Origin of the sequence: Caulobacter sp. Root1455 (genome assembly GCF_001426905.1) — a bacterium.
Classification (GTDB): Bacteria; Pseudomonadota; Alphaproteobacteria; order Caulobacterales; family Caulobacteraceae; genus Caulobacter.
In genome coordinates this window covers 107,917-124,217 of record NZ_LMFQ01000002.1, presented here as the reverse complement: position 1 = coordinate 124,217, position 16,301 = coordinate 107,917, and the positions used below count along the sequence as shown (strand labels likewise).

General features: G+C 65.6%; 9 protein-coding genes. 6 read left to right on the top strand and 3 right to left on the bottom strand.

Annotated features, from left to right (window positions below):
• Positions 1 to 86 precede the first annotated feature (86 nt).
• Positions 87 to 2,309 (bottom strand): TonB-dependent receptor, encoded by a 2,223-nt coding sequence (locus ASD21_RS03035; RefSeq protein WP_056436593.1) that lies wholly within the window; start codon positions 2,307 to 2,309, stop codon positions 87 to 89.
• A 378-nt stretch (positions 2,310 to 2,687) separates the two neighbouring features.
• On the opposite strand from ASD21_RS03035, the gene manD reads away from it, so the two are divergent.
• Positions 2,688 to 3,899: a D-mannonate dehydratase ManD gene (gene manD / locus ASD21_RS03030; protein ID WP_056436590.1), complete on the top strand. Its 1,212-nt coding sequence runs from the start codon at positions 2,688 to 2,690 to the stop codon at positions 3,897 to 3,899.
• A 102-nt stretch (positions 3,900 to 4,001) separates the two neighbouring features.
• Here manD and ASD21_RS03025 read toward each other — a convergent pair whose 3' ends face one another.
• On the bottom strand, positions 4,002 to 4,397 hold the full coding sequence (locus ASD21_RS03025; protein ID WP_056436586.1) for a DUF983 domain-containing protein: 396 nt from the start codon (positions 4,395 to 4,397) through the stop codon (positions 4,002 to 4,004).
• Between the two features lie 65 nt (positions 4,398 to 4,462).
• Here ASD21_RS03025 and ASD21_RS03020 point away from each other — a divergent pair, with 65 nt between their 5' ends.
• Positions 4,463 to 5,857, top strand: a complete 1,395-nt coding sequence (locus tag ASD21_RS03020) for an aminotransferase-like domain-containing protein (protein ID WP_235524826.1) — start codon at positions 4,463 to 4,465, stop codon at positions 5,855 to 5,857.
• Positions 5,858 to 5,976: 119 nt separating this feature from the next.
• On the opposite strand, the gene ASD21_RS03015 is transcribed toward ASD21_RS03020, so the two are convergent.
• Positions 5,977 to 6,546 (bottom strand): 2'-5' RNA ligase family protein, encoded by a 570-nt coding sequence (locus ASD21_RS03015; RefSeq protein WP_056436580.1) that lies wholly within the window; start codon positions 6,544 to 6,546, stop codon positions 5,977 to 5,979.
• Positions 6,547 to 6,713: 167 nt separating this feature from the next.
• Between ASD21_RS03015 and ASD21_RS03010 the strand changes: the two genes are divergently transcribed.
• The 4 genes from ASD21_RS03010 (at position 6,714) to ASD21_RS02990 (ending at position 16,299) form a co-directional block, all read left to right on the top strand.
• The gene (locus ASD21_RS03010) at positions 6,714 to 7,151 is read left to right on the top strand and encodes a D-Ala-D-Ala carboxypeptidase family metallohydrolase (RefSeq protein WP_056436578.1); all 438 of its coding nucleotides are present in this window, start codon (positions 6,714 to 6,716) and stop codon (positions 7,149 to 7,151) included.
• A gap of 308 nt (positions 7,152 to 7,459) precedes the next feature.
• The gene (locus ASD21_RS03005; RefSeq protein WP_056436575.1) at positions 7,460 to 8,470 is read left to right on the top strand and encodes a PAS domain-containing sensor histidine kinase; all 1,011 of its coding nucleotides are present in this window, start codon (positions 7,460 to 7,462) and stop codon (positions 8,468 to 8,470) included.
• 789 nt (positions 8,471 to 9,259) lie between these two features.
• Positions 9,260 to 11,530 (top strand): hypothetical protein, encoded by a 2,271-nt coding sequence (locus ASD21_RS24415; protein ID WP_056436570.1) that lies wholly within the window; start codon positions 9,260 to 9,262, stop codon positions 11,528 to 11,530.
• A complete protein-coding gene (locus tag ASD21_RS02990; RefSeq protein ID WP_156398271.1) occupies positions 11,527 to 16,299 on the top strand; it encodes a DUF6603 domain-containing protein in 4,773 nt (1,590 codons plus the stop codon). Before ASD21_RS24415 ends, ASD21_RS02990 begins: the two co-directional genes overlap by 4 nt.
• The last annotated feature ends 2 nt before the right edge of the window (positions 16,300 to 16,301 follow it).

Below are 16,301 nucleotides of genomic sequence, written 5' to 3'. Positions count from 1 at the left end.
AAGCCTAGCGGCGAATCCCGCCGCCAGGAGCAGAAAGAAAGGCGGCGGGCCGTCGAGCCCGCCGCGTAGGGCCCTGGGAGAACGCCCTAGTAGGAAAGCGACAGGCGCACGCCCGCATAGCGGTGGAAGTCACGCGCCGGCTGCAGTTCGGTGACCGTCTGGCTGCCGAAGTTGCCGAACTGGTTGGCGCCGTTCACGCCGTAGCTCTTGTCGAAGACGTTGTTGACGAAGGCCACGACCTGATAGCCGCCGTCCGGCTTACGGAAGCCGCCGGAGACGTTCAGCACGCCATACGCCTTCTGGACGGTGCCCGGGTCGGTGTTCAGCGAGAAATTGACCTTGGTCTGATAGGCGTAGGCGGCCGAGAACAGCATCTCGTAGTCGCCGATCGGCTGGGTGAAGTCCGCGCCGACGTTCATCTTCCACTTGGGCGCGTTGGGCAGGGTCGCGCCCTTCAGGTCCTGGTACGACGGCGAGCCCGCGACGCAGCCCTGGGCCGCGGTCTGGCCTGGCCAGCAGGCGGCCTTGGGGAACGAGGTGATCTTGGCGTCGACATAGGCGACCGAGGCGTTGAAGCGCAGGTCCTTGGTGACGATCGCGTTGGCCTCGACCTCCACGCCCTTGGTCAGGACCTTGCCGACATTGGCCAGGCGGAAGTTCTGGGCGCCGCCGATCGTGTCGATGCCCTGGGCCTGATAGTCGTTGTACTTCACATGGAAGACGGTGCCGTTCAGCTGGATGCGGTGATCGAGCAGCTGGCTCTTGATCCCCGCCTCGAACGACTTGGACTCCTCGGGATTGATCGGGCCGACATCGGCGCGGGCCTGGTTGAAGCCCGTGGTCAGGTCGTAGGTCTGGCCCTTGTGGCCGGTGGCGTACGAGCCGAACAGCATGACGTCGTCGGTCATCTGGTGGCGTAGGCCCAGGCGGTAGGTCGCCGACTTGTCGGAATCGCCGCCCGAGAACTTGGCGTTGCCGTTCTGGATGTCGTTGAACGTGTAGCCGATGTCCTCCTTCTGGTAGCGCAGGCCGACGATCGCCGTCGTCTTCGGCGCGAAGGTCCATTCGCCCTGACCGAACGCGGCCACGTTCTCGGAGGTCGCGCTGGCGTACCACTGGGCCAGCGAGAAGATCGGGCCCCGCTTGAAGCTGCGGCGCAGGTCGTTGTCGCCGTAGAACAGGCCCAAGGTGTAGCGGAACGCGCTGTCGCCCGGCGACAGCAGGCGGAGCTCCTGGGTGTTGGCCTTGGCTTTGAAATAGCCGCCCTGGAAGTTCTTGATGCCGGAATAGGACGTCCGGTCGGAGTCCAGTTGGTCGTCCAGGCGGAACTGGTCGTGCGAGGTGATCGAGACCAGGGTGAAGTCCTTGGGCAGCTCGTACTCGACCTTCAGCGACTGGCCGAAGCCTTCACTCTTGGCGTAGGGCGGCGTGTCGTTGCTGACGGCCAGGTTCTCCTCGCCGGGCACGACGCCGGGCATGGTGACGTCGGCGGTCAGGCCCGGCGCGCCGCGCAGGGTCGCCCCGGGCGTATAGACGCGCATCGTCGCGTTCGAAGTGGCCACCCCGTCGATATAGCTGGCGTCCAGCGTGACCCTCAGGTCGTCGATCGGCCGCCAAAGCAGCTTGCCGCGGATCGAGGTTTCGTCGCGGCCATTGACCTTCTGGCCGTCGTAGAGGTTTTTGACGTTGCCGTCATATTCGCTGCGGCTGGCGCTGATCCGATAGCCCAGGGTCTCGCCGATCGGACCCGACAGGCTGATCGCGCCGCGATACTCGTGATCGTCGGTGGCCAGGGCGTTGGCCAGCACGCTGAACTCGGCGCTGGGATCGCGGGTGTAGATATTGATCAGGCCGGCCGAGGCGCTCTTGCCGTACAGTGTGCTCTGCGGGCCGCGCAGCACTTCGATGCGCTCGACGTCGGTCAGGTCGGAGAAGGCCCGGGCCTGGAACGAGACCGGCACGTCGTCCAGCTGGACCGCGACGCTGGGCTCCACGCCGATGCCGTAGGCGAAGGTGCCAATGCCGCGCAGCGCCACCGAGGCGTTGATCGGCTGGTCGGCCTGGCGAATGGTCAGGGACGGCGCGACCCGCGAAACGTCGGTGAACTCCTTGACGCCGGCGCTTTCCAGCTGCCGGGCCGTGACCACCGAAACCGCCAGGGGCACGTTCTGGACGTTCTCCGCCCGCTTCTGGGCGGTGACGACAACCTCGTCGAGCGAGACGGCGTCGGGCGCGGTCTGCGCGAAAGCGGGCGTGGACACCGCCAACAGGAGCGCGGACGTGGACGCGCAGCAGAACAGCCGGTTCATTGGATCTCCCCCTTCTTGTTTGTCTCGACTTGTTTGCGGCCTTGGCGACCGCGCCGATGAGCCAAAACCCTAGCAAGTGGCCAGGCCACTTTCAAGAGATTCCCCTGGCCTCTCCGTCGAAATCGATGACACCGGTTTCCGAAATTTTGAGATCCTAGGGCCAAGTAGCCATTATAGTTGGCGAATTTACTTCAGAAAGTGTTCGAGAAGTCAGGCGCGAAGCGCGGGGTCGACCGCCGCCCGCTTGACACTCGGTTGAGAAACGACGCAATTGGCCAGGCCACTTTTAAACCCTTTCGCGAATCCTTCGGGGGACAAGCGGGAGCGCTGGACGGTCGGAAACGGCGGCCGCCCGGTCAGGATTTACGGAAGAGCCGAATGCTGAAAATCACCGACGCCAAGGTCATCGTCACCTGCCCCGGGCGTAATTTCGTGACCCTGAAGATCACCACCGAGGACGGCGTCCACGGCATCGGCGACGCCACCCTGAACGGGCGAGAGCTGGCGGTCGTCGCCTATCTGCGGGAGCACGTGATCCCCTGCCTGATCGGCCGCGACGCCCACCAGATCGAGGACATCTGGCAGTTTCTCTATAGAGGCGCCTACTGGCGTCGAGGTCCGGTGACGATGTCGGCCATCGCCGCCGTCGACGTGGCGCTGTGGGACATCAAGGCCAAGATCGCCGGCTTGCCGCTTTACCAACTGCTCGGTGGCGCCAGCCGCACCGGGGTCATGGTCTATGGCCACGCCAACGGCGCGACGATCGAGGACACGATCAACGAAGCGCTGAACTACAAGGCCATGGGCTACAAGGCCATCCGCCTGCAGACCGGCGTTCCAGGCCTGGCCAGCACCTACGGCGTTTCCGGCGACAAGCTGTTCTACGAACCCGCCGACGCGGCGGTTCCCACCGAGAACGTCTGGTCGACCTCCAGGTACCTGCCCACCGTGCCCAAGCTGTTCGAGGCCGCCCGCAAGGCGCTGGGCGAAGAGGTCCACCTGCTGCACGACAGCCATCACCGCCTGACCCCGATCGAGGCCGGCCGCTTGGGCAAGGACCTGGAGCCCTACCGCCCGTTCTGGCTGGAGGATGTCACCCCCGCCGAGAACCAGGCCAGCTTCCGCCTGATCCGCCAGCACACCACCACGCCCCTGGCCGTGGGCGAAGTGTTCAGCTCGATCTGGGACTGCAAGCAGCTGATCGACGAGCAACTGATCGACTATATCCGCACGACCATCGTCCATGCCGGCGGGATCTCGCATCTCAAGCGCATCGCCGGCCTGGCCGAGATCAACAACGTCCGCACCGGCTTCCACGGCGCCACCGACCTGTCGCCGGTCTGCATGGGCGCGGCCCTGCATTTCGACCTGTGGGTCCCCAACTTCGGCATCCAGGAATATATGCGCCACACCGTCGACACCGACCGGGTGTTCCCGCACGCCTACACCTTCAAGGGCGGTGAACTGCATCCGGGCGAAACGCCTGGGCACGGCGTCGATATCGACGAGGACCTGGCCGCGCAGTTCCCCTATCGCCCCGCCAGCCTGCCGGTGAACCGCCTCGAGGACGGCACGCTGTTCAACTGGTGATCCCGCATGCCCCGTTCGCCCAGCGGACGGGGTCGCGCGTCGCTTCCGGGCGGCGCGATGGAGGGGATGCCCGCCCCGCCCCCGCCGTGGGCGTCCCCTCCGCTAGCGCTTCTGGACGCTGGAGGCGCCGCCTTCGCTGGCGTTGTGGATATATTGCTCGGCGACCAGCCAGGCCTTCACGGGCCGCAGGGCGCCGAGGCAGCCGATCAGCAGGGCCGGAAAGACGGTCGCGAACTGCACCCACAGCGGCGGGCTCAAGGCGATCACCGCCCAGGCCCAGACCGTGATCACCAGGATGCCGACGCCGGTCATGACGAAGAAGGCCGGGCCGTCGGCGGGGTCGGCGAAGCCGTAGTCCAACCCGCAACGTTCGCAACCCTTGGCCAAACGCAGGAAACCGCCGAACAGCTTGCCCTGGCCGCACCGCGGACAACGACACAGCAACCCGGCCTGGAGACTCGTCGGGCGCTCGAAATGGGTGATCAGGGGCCGTTCCATACAATGCGAGCCTTGTTGCATACATTCTTGACTGAATGTATGTATTGCATCATGGAAAAGCAACCGTGACCCGCGATCGCCCCACGGGCGGCTGGCTGAGACACCTCCGCGCGGGCGGCGGCCGGCCGATCTATCTGGCGCTGGTCGAGGCCCTTGAGACGGCGGTCCGCGAAGGCGAGTTGCAGCCCGGCGACCAACTGCCGCCCCAGCGCGCCGTGGCCGACCAACTCGGCATCGACTTCACCACGGTCACCCGCGCCTATGGCGCGGCCCGGGCGCGCGGCCTGGTCGAGGGCGCGGTGGGCCGCGGCACCTTCGTGCGCCGTCGGGCCGTCGACGACGAGGCCGGGCTGGTCGATCTGAGCATGAACCTGCCGCCGCCGCCCCAAGGCGTGTCGCTGGCGGCTCTGCTCAAGGAGACGACCGCCGCCATCCTCGATCGCACGGAGGTGGCGACCCTGATGGCCTACCACGCCGGCCCGGGAACGCCGGGCCAGCGGGCCGCCGGCGCGGCCTGGCTGGCGCCGGTGCTCGGAGAGGTCGGAGCGGAGCGGATCGTCGTCTGCCCGGGCGTCCAATCAGCCCTGACCGCCATCCTGACGACGATCACCCGATCCAGCTTCCAATCCGGCTCCAAGCCCGGCGCCTGCGTCATCGTCGAACCCCTCACCTATCCCGGAATCATCGCCCTGGCCGAGCGCCTGGGCCTGCGGCTGGTCGCCTGCCCGGTCGACGACCAGGGGTTCCTGCCCGAGGCCCTGGCGCGGCTTTGCGCCGAAGAGCAGCCGGCCGCCGTCTATCTGGTCCCGACCACCCGCAACCCGGTCGCCACGACCATGGGATCGGCGCGACGTCGCGCGGTGGCGGCCATCGTCGACACGAGCGAGGCCTGGCTGATCGAGGACGATCCCTACAGCCGGCTGTTCGACAGCCCCCTGCCCGCCCTGGCCTCCCTGGCGCCGGAGCGGACCTTCCATATCGCCACGCTGTCGAAGACCCTGACGCCCGGCCTGCGCACCGCCTTCCTGGCGGCGCCGGCCGGACCCATGGCCGCGCGGATCGCCGACGCCCTGCACGCCACGACCCTGATGGGCTCGCCCCTGACCACGGCCGTCGCCGTCCGCTGGATCCGCGACGGGACCGCCGACCGCATCCTGGCCGGCGTGCGGCTGGAAGCTCGCGCCCGCCGCGCCATCGCCGCTGAGATCCTGCCCGCCGCGCGCGGCGACGCCGAGGGCCTTCATGTCTGGCTGGACCTGCCGACGGGCCTCGACGCGGGCGGGCTTCGCACGCTGGCGGCCGCGCGCGGCCTGGCCCTGGTCACGGCCGACGCCTTCGCCGCGACATCCGACCATCCCGCCGGTCTGCGCATCTCGCTGGGCGGCCCGGCCAAGGCGTCGCTTCTGCGCGAGGCCCTGCGTAACGTCGCGGCCCTGCTCGAGCCGGCGGCGATCGTCTGAAAACAAAGACCCCGGAGCTTGGAGGCTCCGGGGCCAGTTCAAATCAAAGGGGGGATACAGCTAGACAATGCGCCACGCCGCGATTGGTTCAGCTTGACCGAAAAATTGCTGTCCGCTCTTCAGCGCAGCGTCCAATTTCCCAGCGCGACGTGCTCGGTCCGGCCCAGCAGGCTGTGGACCAAGGTGAAACCGCCGACGGTCCATCTGACGGGCGCGATAGCCTGCTCGGCGACCAGTTGCCTGTCGTAAAGCATCGTCACGTGCGGCGTGAAACTCTTGTCCGCCAGCTTACCGAGCCCCGCCCGCGCCATCGCCAGGCCCAGGTCGCGCTGGAAGACCTTCAAGGCGTCCAGCCCCTCGCCGCCCTGCAGGACGAACGGATTGTTGCCGCCGTTGTGGAAACTGGCGGCGCGGTCGAAGACAACCTCGAACGGCGCGGTCCTGATCGCCTCGGCCGCCTGGCCGGCCATCGCCACTATGTCGCGTCGCACCCCGGCGTGGTCGCCCAGGTGATGCAAGGTGATGTGAAATCGCTCGGGGGCCAGCGGCCGCCCGTTCAGCCGATGGGCGGCGCGGAGCGCGTCGGCGCGCTCGGCGATGCAGGCCGCCGTCGCCGGATCGGGAAAGATCGCGAAGAACAGCCGATCGGTGACGGGCGGCGCATCGAAGAGGGAGAACTGGTCGGACACGGGTTCATCCTGCCGGGATTCCGGAAACGGCGCTACGCCACCATACCCGCCGATCTACTTCACAGTCGCCCGCCACTACGGCCAGATTCAGTAGTCGGAGCTCTCGAAATTCGCGCTTGGATTGTGCCGACTAATCGCTAACCTTCCGCGACCAAGAGGGGGCGGCCATGAAACTCAGCGCGCATTTCTCGCTTGAGGAGTTCACCATCTCCAGCAAGGCGCTGTCGATGGGGGTCAAGAACGACCCGCCGCCGGCGCACTTGGAGAATCTCAAGCACCTGGCCGAGCGCATGGAGACCGTCCGAGCGCTGTTCAACCGACCGATCGAGATCACCAGCGCCTATCGCAATCCGCAGGTCAACGCCGCGGTCGGCGGGGCGCCCACCTCGGCCCACGCCCTGGGCCACGCCGCCGATTTCCATGTCGACGGCATGACCGATCTCGAGGTCGCCAAATGCGTTCGCGACAGCGGGCTGAAGTTCGATCAACTGATCTACGAGAAGAGCCGCTGCGTGCACATCAGCTTCGACCCCAGGCTGCGCCGCCAGGTGTTGCGTCAGCCCGGCGCTCCCGGCTCAACGGTCTATGCCGGCCTGGAACCTTAGCTTCGCGACCCGAACCTCCTACAATAGACCCCTTGCGAACGTGCGATTGCGGCGAACGCCCGTCCTGAACGTTCAACACCCGAGATCTAGGTTTCACATTTCGTGACGGTGTTCAGTACGCGACCCGCCGCCAGGCTCGAAATATAAGTCGAAACTTCAGGCGCGGGGCGGTAAGCCAAGTCGGTTCTCATCGCGGACCGATCGCGTGGATCCTGCGCGCAGGACCGCGTGACATTAACAGTCAAAACATAGGGCTAAATACCGAAATGCATACGGCTCACGAGATGAGCGAATGGTCCGCCTTTAGTTTGCACGAATCAATAATCGACAGTGTCACGGCCAATGTCGCGATCCTCAACGACGAGTGCGAAATCATCGCGGTTAATGACGCCTGGATGCAGTTCGTCGATTTCAACGAACTTGAGCTGGAGAACTATGGACTAGGCCTCAACTACATCTCGTTCTGCGAGAGTCTGGACGCGCCAGACGCGTCGGAGGCCAGGCAAGGCTTGCGAGACCTGCTGGCCGGCGAGCCTGGACCTTTGCGCTACGAGTATCAGATCTTCCTGACCAACGGTCCGATATGGGTCAGGGTGACCTTCACGCGCATCTCTCGCGACGACCGGACCCTGGTGATCCTGGCGCACGAAGACATCACCGTTCAGCGTCATGCCCAGGCCGCCCTGGGCCGGGCCACCGCCGCGCTGCTGCACGCCGAGGACGACGAACGCCGGCGTATCGCGCGCGAGCTTCACGACGGCACGGCCCAGTACCTGACCGGCGCCAAACTGATGCTGGGCGCGATGAAGGTCGATGGCCGCGCCGAGAAGGTCCGGACCGAGGTCGAGGCCCTGCTGGTCCACGCCCTGGAGGAGATCCGCAGCCTGTCCTACGTGCTGCACCCGCCGGCCCTGGAGGAGATGGGCCTTGGTCCCGCTATTCGGCAGATGGCCGAGGGTTTCGCGCGCCGCACGGGACTGGCCCTGCAGATCGACATCGCCGACGACTTTCCAAAGATGGCCCGGACAACCGAGGTCGCGCTGTACCGTGTCGCCCAGGAAGCCCTGGCCAACGTGCATCGCCACTCCGGCAGTCCGCGCGCCACGATCGGCCTGCGCCAGGCCGGCGAAATGGTCCTGCTGTCGATCCGCGACTACGGCGTCGGCCTGCCGGACGGCGCCGCGCCGCCCACGGGCGTGGGTCTGGCGGGCATGCGCCTGCGGCTGGAGTTCGTGAACGGGCACATCGCGCTGGCCAGCGCCGTTCCGGGCGTGCTGGTCGAGGCCTGGGCCCCCTTCCTGCCGAAGGGCGAGGGCTAACCCCTCGTCCCACGTGTCCGGCCGCTCATCCATGCGAGATCATGATCGCATGGGCGAAGCGTCCGCAGCCCCTGCCGGAGCGGACAGCGCCGCCTCCAGCCTACCCTTACGGCCGTTACGGCGCGTGGCGGCGACTTAGAGCAAATCCCATGAATGGAGCAGCAATCTCAGGCCGCCCGCTCATGTCGCCCCGTCGATCGCGGGCCCGCCGACGACCTCCCTTTCGCGCCGCGAAACGACCAAAGGTAGAACATGGATTGCGACTCACCAGACCAGTCGTTAAGCCTAAGATTGTGTACGACTTCTGATCTCGGGGGAGATAGATGAAGTGTGGATTTGCGACCGCGCCTTTTTTTTAGCAACGCGCGCTTTACACAACTCCGCCTCGTTGGGCCCGGTCGAAACCTAACCCTCTCCAAGCTTTTCATCACACCGCACGCCGCGGCTTTCGCCGTCGCGCGTCTCTTTTCTCGTGCACGTCGGAGACTTGATGTTCGGCCCAGTCTTGGATGTTGCGATCGGCCTTGTCTTTACCATCGTAATCTACGCAACATTGCTCTCAGCGCTCGTGGAGACCGTCTCCGGGGTCTTGAAACTGCGCGCGCGGGCCCTTGAGGACGTGATTATTCGCATGCTCGAGGATCCAGTCCCGCCCTCGCCACGGCACGGCGCGGCATGACCTTCTTTCCGCGACCTCGCCCCCACGGCCGTCCGATCGGTGTCGACGGCATGACATCGGCCGCCAAGTCGGCCGCCCCCCTTACCGTCCCGCGGCGTGGAGCCTGAACCATGCAACTCTTCGTCACCAAGCTGGTCGCGATGGACGACATTCCCCCCGAGCCCGACCCCGCCGCCGCCGACGGTCGGGCGGACGCCGTCGACGACGACACCGACGACGAAGACAACACGCCGCTGCCGGCGTCGGCTTTCGACCCGGTGGCGGCGACAGACGATCTCAACACCCTGCGCGGCCTGACATTTTCCGAAGCTCAGGTCACCAAATTGATCACCGACGAACTGGCCGCTCAGAACATTCAAGAGCCTGGTCTCGTCACGCGCAACTTCGTCAGGGATCCGAACGCGGCTATCCTCAAGCCGTTTTACAGATATGGCTTCGCGCCGCCTGTCGTTCCCCAGCTGGTCATGAACATTGATCAGAAGAAAGCCGGGCCCGACAACAAGCTGATGGGCACGCTGTTCACGCTGAATTCCGCTTTCTCGGACAGCGCTATAAAGCAGGCGCTCATAAATGTTGTCGTCAAGCTCAACGCGCAGTTCTCAGGACCATTCTATCGTGTCCAGGACAACGGCCAGGACTTGAAGAGCGCGCCACCGACCGCCGATGGCACACACGTTCCCGCCGGGCTGCCGCTGTTCCAGAAGATGCGGCATCTCGACTTGCTGGACATGTCCGCGATCGCCCAGTCGCAATCGCCGGCCGACGCCGAATTGAAGCTGGCGCCGTCGCCTGGATGCGACTTCCCAAACTGCGTCGCCTTCGACATCGCACACCGCTGGATTTGGATACCAGTCGCCCCGCCGCTGCTGCTGGTGGAGGTTGGCGAGGCGTCAAAACTGTTCACCCAGACCGCCAATGGCTGGACGGGCGAATTGGTCAAGGTCAATCGCACGGCGGTGTATCGCTACGACCTTCCCACAGGTCAGATGGTTGGCGCTCAACCCAAGCTGCCCGGTAGTTCGCGCGGCGGCGGAGGCGGCGAAGCTCGAGCCGACAAGAGCGACGAGGCCGACTACCTGTGGCGCTGTGACAACATGATCTTCGCCGCCGCCATGGGACTGGATCCCGCGCGACGCTATAAGTTTAGCATCCAGCCCCAAGGCTTTGAGCTTGTTCCGACCAGGCTCCCCGGCTTTTCCTATTGGAAGAAATGGAAGACGGACGCCGCAACCGTTCAAAATAAGAAAAACCGCCCTACGGATACATTGCCTCAGCCTTCAATCTCCAACGGCGGCGGGGATCTATCCGCCGGAGCGGCGCAGATAAGCAGCAAGAACACCCTGTTGGCGAAATACAAGGCATATACTCTACTGCGAAAAAAGAAGAAGGGCGACTGGAGCGTGGCCAATCTCGGGAGCCCGTCCGGCGTTCCTCTGAAGGCCCGCTCAAAGGGCGAGCGCCTGGACGCGGGCGACGTGATGAAGGCCGCCTTCACCGCGCTCGGCTATGAAAGCGACGGCAGCGCGACCCACCTGGTTCGCGACGTGCTGAACGAAGCCGGGGACAAGCACGACCCTTTCGCATCCACGGCATGGCAGATCTTCAGCGAGGGCCTGCGGGCACGACCGACCGTATTGGTGGCGGCCTGGCTGCCGCAGCTTCGAACCGACCAGGAGTGGTGCCATCTCTACGGGCATGGCGACGGCGGCAACGAAGCGCTCGAGAACTTCGTCTCGGGTTCAAAACACGCCAACACCGAGCAATTGGCGATCGAAAACGCCCAACGCACCCGGCCGGACGACCTGGTCGCCAAGATCACCGCCTATCAACTGCCCACCCAGGGCGTCTCGCGCAGCCAGTTCACCGCCGCGGACAAGGCGGCCTTGAAAGCGGTCGGATGGCCCGAGACTGACTGGCCTGATTTCCTGACCTTCGCCACGAAGATCATTCAGTCCCTACGCAGCGGCGCGGACGTCTTTTATGCGGGGTTGCCACAGCCTGTTCGAGACGCATTGACCCGGACTGGCAAGTCCCGCCAGAGCTTCTACGAGGAAATCCGAGCCATGGTGAGCCTTCCGTTACCCATCGGTCTTGGCATACGCTATAAGATTTACCTCAAGAACGCGGCTTCAGGTGCAGGACAGACCATCAAGGTATTCGACCATCTGATTGAAGCGCAGAGAGAAAGCTTCGATATATTTCAGTATCGAGCTCTATACTGGGCAGTTTTATTTTCGATCAATTATTCCGATGGCGGGCCTGGAGGCGCCGCCGCCAAAGCGGTTGAAAAGCGCCTGACGGACGCGGCGGAGAAGAAGCTCACGAAGAACGGCTGGACCTGGGCCGACTATGGGTGCAGCCCGCCGGTCGTCGCCAAATGACCTTCCCCGTTCTCGACACGCTGAAGACGAAGATCGGGCCGAGCGGCGGATTGACGCCCGTTGTTTTCGACGCCGCGACCCTGGGCGATCCCGCCCTGAGCGCCTCCATCCAGTGTCTGCTGCAGACGACGCCGCTGAGCATCGCCAGCCCGACGATAACCTCGGATGACACCTACCTGCGCATCACCGGCGTCACCGCGATCGGCGCCCTGTCGAACCTGCAGGTCGAGGCGACGTTCTTCGCGTCCTGGCAAACCGGGCAACAGGCGAACGCGGAGTTGGAGTTGGTCCTGCGGCTGGTCAATCCGCCCGCGTCGATCACCTTCGATCAACTGGGAATGCCGAAAGCCCCGCCCGGCCTCGTGAGCGGCGGCGGTCTCACGGCCCAGCAACGGCAAGCTTTCTTCCAGGCCGTCACGCTGAATGGCCCGCAACTTCTGCTGAGCACCTACGACTTCGCGGCCGTGGCCGCGGCCACCGGCGCGGCGCCGCCGTTGGAGTGCAGTCTTGCCGCGACCGACAGGCCCGCCGTTTCCACGGTCGCCGGGCTCAATATCTCGGCGTCCCTAAGCTTCGCGGGCGACTTCTGGACCGCCTTCCTGGCGACCGGCGCCGGCGGCGGGGCCTGGGACGATCTGAAAGCGATGGCGGGCTCGGGCGACTTCGCCGTGACCGGCGCCTTGCGACTGGACCCGTACAGCTGGGAACCGGTCGCCGAACTGACGCATATCTTCGCCCCCGCCAACCGCCCGGCGATCCGTTTGCCGTTCGACGACCTGGCCATGGATGTCCGCGCCCTCACCATCCGCGGAGGCTTGGACCTGTCGGGGGTCACCCCGCCTGGCTTCTCGCTGGTGGTCGGTTTCGAGAAGGCCGGCTCCGCGACGCCGGAGGTCCTGGTTCGCCTGGACGCGCCGCTGGGCGACGGAACGGCGATGCTGACCGGCCGTTTCGCCACCCCGCTTGGTCCCGAATGGCTGCTGTCCCTGGCGGGCCTGGACAACCTCGGTAGTCTCTTGCCGACCCAATTGCAGGGCGTCGCGAGCATGGGGATCACCCAGATCGCCGTCAGCCTGCCGTTGGCGACGCCGGCCAACGCCTCGATCGCCGTGGAGATTTCAGGCGGGACCTGGGATCTGATCCCCTCGCTCGTCAGTGTGCGGCCTGTGTTCGGCGTGGAGGTGTCGCGCGACGCTTCCGGACACGGAGCCGCCACGCTGGAGATCAGAGGCGACTGGCTCCTGGGCGATGCGGCGTTCGAGTTGTTCATCGACCCGCAGGCCGGAGACCTGGGCTTGGTCATGTCGCCAGGCTCGTCGATCAGCTTGGACGCGATCACCAAGCAGTTGGGCCTGCCGGCGGGTCACGACGCGTTGGACATCCTCGACCTGGAACTGAGCGGCAACTGGAACACCGGGGACTACGAGTTCCTGATCGAGTGCGGCTCGGGCTGGGACCTCGACATCCTCGGCGCGACGATCACGCTTACGGATCTCCAGATCATCGGCGAACATGAAAGCGGCGCGATGAACTGGCGGGTCGAAGGCCTGTTCGGGATCGGCGACGCCAGCGTCGATATCGTGGTCGCCGGGGGCGCTCAGCCAGAATTCGACGTGACGTTCACCGAGCTGGCCGTCGGCGACATGCTGGAGGACATCCTCCTAGGCGTCGATCTTCCCGAGACGCTTCGCGACTTCACGCTGAACGACGTGGAGGTTCATTACCTTCCGTCGCAGTCGTTCGATATCCAGGGGAGCTCCAGCACGCCGGTGGCGCTGTTCGACGGCTTCGACTTCACCGTCGCCAGCTTCCACCTGAACCGGACCGCCGGCGCCCAGACCGCCAGCCTCGGCCTCACCCTGGACCTCGGCGACAGCGCTTCGCCCGCGATCGTGCAACTGGCCGGCGACTACAACACCGACGCCAACGGCCAGTCCAGCTGGATGCTGGTCGGTGAATTGACCAATCAGGACGTCGAACTGGTTCGCCTGATCGAACGCCTGATGACCATGGCCGGCTTGGACTTCCCCCTGCCCTGCGACGGGCTGGCGATGCGCAATCTCGGTTGTCGACTGGCCATCGGCGGCCCGTCGGACAGTTGGGCGATCAGTTGCGACATCGTCGATGGCGCATCCACCTACGGACGCCTCAGCTTCGTGGCGTCTCGTCCGACAGCGCCAGCCGCGGCCAACGGCGCCGCGGCGCCGGATCCAGCGCCCTGGACCTATCTTCTGGCGGCCGAACTCGAACTGCATCTCGGCTTGGACACGCTTCCAGTCGTAGGTCCGCGCCTGCCCTCGCCAGCCTTGGAAATTCAGGGCGTCGATCTGCTCGTCACCTCGGGGGCGCTTTCGGCGGAGGTGGTCAACGGCCTGATCGCGGCCTTGCCGCCTCAAGCGCTGGCGCCGCCGGCGGGCGCGCTGGATCCTGGGGGGGCGCTGTCGCTGAAGGTTCTCGATGGGGCCAGCGGCATCGCGCTGTCCGTTCCCCTGCAGGGGACCAATGCGCCCTCGCCGCCTCCCGTTCTGCCGGGCGCCGACCCCGCTCCGCCTCAGCCGCCGGAAAACGACAACACTCGCTGGTTCATCGTCGGTCGCGCCTTCGGCCCGATCGCTATCGACCGCCTGGGGATGCGCTACCAAAACGGCCAGCTCGGCCTGTTATTTGACGCGAGCATGGCCCTGGGGCCTGTGACCATCGGCTTCTCCGGGCTGGGATTGAGTTCTCCGGTCAACCATTTCGCCCCGAGCCCCGTCCTGCAGGGCCTTTCCATCGACTACGCCAGCCCCGCCGTCACGGTCGGCGGCGGATTGCTGCGGACCGACAACGGCTATGCCGGCCAAGTCCAACTGACCACGGAAGCCTTCGGATTCGCGCTGGTCGGAGAATACTTCACCGATCCCGAAGGCCTCTTTGTCTTCGGCTTGACGCGCGAGCCGCCGCTCGGCGGACCACCCGCCTTCTTCGTCGAAGGCGTCGCCGTCGGCATGGGCTACAACAGCCGCTTGCAACTGCCGATCTCGGCGGCCGACATCGCCAACTTCTCGCTGGTCAAGGCGGCGATGCCCAACGCTCCGCCGCCCTTCGACACCGGTGCGGACCTGCAGGGCGTTCTGCGATCGGTGAATGTCGACTGCAGCGCGCAGAACGGCGAGGGCTGGCTGGCGGCGGGGGTGAAGTTCACCTCGTTCACGCTGGTTGAAACCTTCGCGCTTCTGACCTTGGAGTTCGGCCGCTCAACCCAGATCGGAATCCTCGGGCTGTCGCGCGCGTCGCTGCCGCCGGAGGCGCCGGACCCGGTCGCGCTTTTCGAGGTCGGCTTGATGGCCGAATTCGACCCGGACCGCAGCGCACTGAAGGTGGACGGCGCGTTGAGCCCACGCTCCTATGTGCTCTCGCGCGCGGCGGTCCTGAGCGGCGGCTTTGGCTTTTACAGCTGGTTCAAGGACGGCGACGGGGTCAACGCCGGCGACTTCGTCTACAGCATGGGCGGCTACCACCCGCAATTCTCGCGGCCGGCCCACTATCCCGACCCCGCGCGGCTGTCATTGCTTTGGCAGGTGAACGACAACCTGTCGGTGAAGGGCTCTTCGTACTTCGCGCTGACCCCGCATTGCCTGATGGCCGGCATATCGATGCAGGCCAACTGGGCCAGCGGCGACCTGTCTGCCTGGTTCGACGCGGACGCCGACTTCCTCGTCTATTGGAAGCCGTTCCACTACGTCGCCCATATCGACACCAGCATCGGCGTTTCCTACCGGCTAAATCTGCTGTTCACGTCGGTTACGGTCAGCGTTCACGTGGGCGTGGGCCTCGACGTCAAAGGTCCGCCGTTCGGGGGCAGCGCCCATATCGATCTGGATGTGGTCTCCTTCACCGTTTCATTCGGCGACGACAGCGACGACAGCCAGTTCCTCAAGTGGTCCGATTTCCGCACCTCGTTCCTGCCCGCCGACACGGCGGTATGCTCGATCCAGGCGCTGAACGGATTGCTCCGCGACCGCTCGAAGGAAATGAAGTCCGGCGAACCGCAATGGATCATGACCCCGGACAACGCCGTCCTGTCGGTCAACCTGGCCGCGCCGGCCAAGACCGTGGCGTTCGCCGACGGCGCCAAGCCGATGACCACGCTGCCCGACCTGCCCAACACGACATGGAACGCCGCGGTGGCGATCGGTCCCATGGGCATAGCGGGCGATCAGTTCGGCTCGGACCTGCAGATTATCGTTCAGCGCAAGGGGCTGGAGGAAACAGCCGGCGCCGGCGTTTGGACCGACTACACCGTCGGCAGAAATCCAAAAATCCGATCGGCGCCCGCCTCGCTTTGGCGCGAAGCCACGGAGGTGCGCCCTCAAGACCCCAACGCGGCGGCCTTGATGCTGGACACCCTCTGCGGCTTCGACATCTCGACGCCCCAGCGGCCTCCGGACACCACCCAGCCCGTCGACCTGGCGGCCCTGCGCTACGACGACACCGCCCTGCCGTTGATCTGGAGCGGCGGCGTCGTCACCGGCTATGGCCTGGCTCCTCAGCACGGATCGGACTTGACCTACACGCTCCCCGGCGGCGCCAGCGGCGCCTGCAAAGGCTTTGTTTTGCAGACCATCAATGCGGCGTCCCAGACCCGCGGCCAGATCATCGCCGCTATGCTGGGCCAGGGCATGCTGACCTCTGATTTCGCCGCCGGCGGCGGCGTCGATCTCACCGCGTTCTCGACCAGCACGGTTCTTGACGACTGGCCGGCCATTCACGTCTTGGGCGAGGCCTGATC

Coding starts and splice junctions, on each gene's coding strand:
- ASD21_RS24415 (WP_056436570.1), top strand. CDS start 9,260: ATGCAACTCTTCGTCACCAAGCTGGTCGCGATGGACGACATTCCCCCC.
- manD (WP_056436590.1), top strand. CDS start 2,688: ATGCTGAAAATCACCGACGCCAAGGTCATCGTCACCTGCCCCGGGCGT.
- ASD21_RS03025 (WP_056436586.1), bottom strand. CDS start 4,397: ATGGAACGGCCCCTGATCACCCATTTCGAGCGCCCGACGAGTCTCCAG.
- ASD21_RS03010 (WP_056436578.1), top strand. CDS start 6,714: ATGAAACTCAGCGCGCATTTCTCGCTTGAGGAGTTCACCATCTCCAGC.
- ASD21_RS03035 (WP_056436593.1), bottom strand. CDS start 2,309: ATGAACCGGCTGTTCTGCTGCGCGTCCACGTCCGCGCTCCTGTTGGCG.
- ASD21_RS02990 (WP_156398271.1), top strand. CDS start 11,527: ATGACCTTCCCCGTTCTCGACACGCTGAAGACGAAGATCGGGCCGAGC.